At 46.2% G+C, this 1,929-nt stretch carries 2 protein-coding genes; one reads left to right on the forward strand and one right to left on the reverse strand.

Going from position 1 to position 1,929, the window contains the following annotated elements; translation table 11 throughout:
- Window positions 1–801: methionine--tRNA ligase (locus PX481_RS19225; protein ID WP_288095487.1), on the reverse strand; the 801-nt coding region annotated here is incomplete at its 3' end.
- 154 nt (window positions 802–955) lie between these two features.
- On the opposite strand from PX481_RS19225, the gene PX481_RS19230 reads away from it, so the two are divergent.
- A complete protein-coding gene (locus PX481_RS19230) occupies window positions 956–1,672 on the forward strand; it encodes a lysophospholipid acyltransferase family protein (protein WP_288027872.1) in 717 nt (238 codons plus the stop codon).
- The last annotated feature ends 257 nt before the right edge of the window (window positions 1,673–1,929 follow it).

Consider the following 1,929-nt stretch of genomic DNA (forward strand, 5'->3'; position numbering starts at 1 on the left):
GATCAGATGCAGATCGATCGGCCACCATTTGGCCAAGGCATTTTCTAGGGTGGGTTCGTCTTCGGGGTCGAGAAGGGCGGTAACATAGCCAAGAAGGGCATCAAACCAAACGTAGATGGTATGCTGACCATCGTGGGGAATAGGAAACCCCCAAGCGACATTAACCCTAGAAATGGAGAAATCCTGTAGTCCTTGGTTGACGAAGTTGAGAACCTCATTACGTCGGCTTTCCGGTTGAATAAAATCGGGTTGTTCTTGGTAAAGTTGTTCTAGTTGTGCTTGGTATTTAGAGAGACGGAAAAAATAGTTTTCCTCGTCGCGCCATTCGGCGGCTAGGTTAGTATGAATGGGACAACAGCCATTATCTAACAGTTCTCTTTTTTCCTTAAATTCTTCACAGGCGACGCAATACCAACCCTGTTGGCGATCGAGATAGATATCGCCCTTTTCCCAGACTCTTTCAAAAAATTCGTTAACAATTGCCTGATGACGGGGGGCAGTGGTGCGACTAAAGCGATCATACTGGATGTGTAGCTTTGCCCAGAGATGGGCAAAACTGGTGGCAATGCGATCGCAGTGTTCCTGGGGAGCGAGTCCTTTGGCTGCCGCAGTCCGTTCGATTTTCTGTCCGTGTTCGTCGGTTCCTGTAATCAGGAGGACAGAATTGCCCTGTAACCGCTGCCATCGTGCCATAACATCCGCTACGATCGTTGTGTAGGCACTACCGATGTGAGGGATATCGTTGACATAATAAAGAGGTGTTGTCAAAGCAAATGTTTTTCGCTCATTCAAATCATTCATGAAATTTATTTTTTTAAATAGACGAGGCTGCCCCGAGGCTGATCCGTAGATGATTGGGACATAATCCCTATATTTTATGATCCTCTAATTCTGTTTTATCCTTTAGTTGTGATCTAAGTCAATAAAAACAATCTTAAGGCCGATTTTTTTTTCCATGAAGCTGCTTACCCCCCTATCCACCTCTCGTTTAATTCTTGATACCACGCGCACGAGTCTGTTTACCGTCGGTCAAGAAAATCTACCCAGCCAAGGAGTGGCGATCGTGGTAAGTAACCATCGTAGCTTTTTGGACGCGCCGATCTTAATTCAAGCTTTGGGCAAAACTCTCCCGATCGCCTGTCATCACTACATGGGAAAAACGCCGCTTTTGCGGGAATTAATCGGAGAATTGGGCTGTTTTCCCTTTGATACCCCTGAAAAACGCCACCGGACTTTTTTTCGGCAAGCAACGGATTTTTTACAGTCCGGACGATGGATCGGTTTATTTCCAGAAGGTGGATCGCCGATGTTAAATTTGACTGCTCCTCGTCAAATTAGCCCTTTTCAAAGCGGATTTGCCCATTTAGCCCTGCGTTGTCCCGTGGAGAATCTATCGGTCTTACCTGTGGCTATTCTCTCCGAGTCGGAAACTGTTATTAGTCCTTTTCCCGTGCGTTTGCTGCGCTGGTTAGATACCACGGAACCTTTATTCGATCAAGACGGTTGGCATCCCGTTGTCTTTTATCATCGTGTCAAGGTGGCGATCGGTCGTCCCTATGGAATTACTGAAAGCGATCGCTCAGATTATCAAGGTAAACAAGGAAAAAAAGCGATTAATCGTTTAATTGGTCATTGTCAGTCGGAAATTAGCGATTTATTGCTGAAAGGCTAAGTCAGGAGACAGGAGGCAGGAGACAGGAGACAGGAGACAGGAGACAGGAGGCAGCCTTGAATCAGTTATCATACTAAATCCGTTGAGTAACGCACAGAAAACGGGTTTCTCGGAGAAACCCGTTTTCTACTCATGCAAAAGGCAAAACGGAGAATAAATAGGGTCTGCTGAAAAAGTTTTTCCTGGGGGTAGGAGTCAGTAGCCGGTCGTCAGTAGCCAGTCGTTTCAGGCTTTGTTGCCCTTGTTTTGTGTACCAA

The organism is Microcystis sp. M53603_WE2, assembly GCF_030065435.1.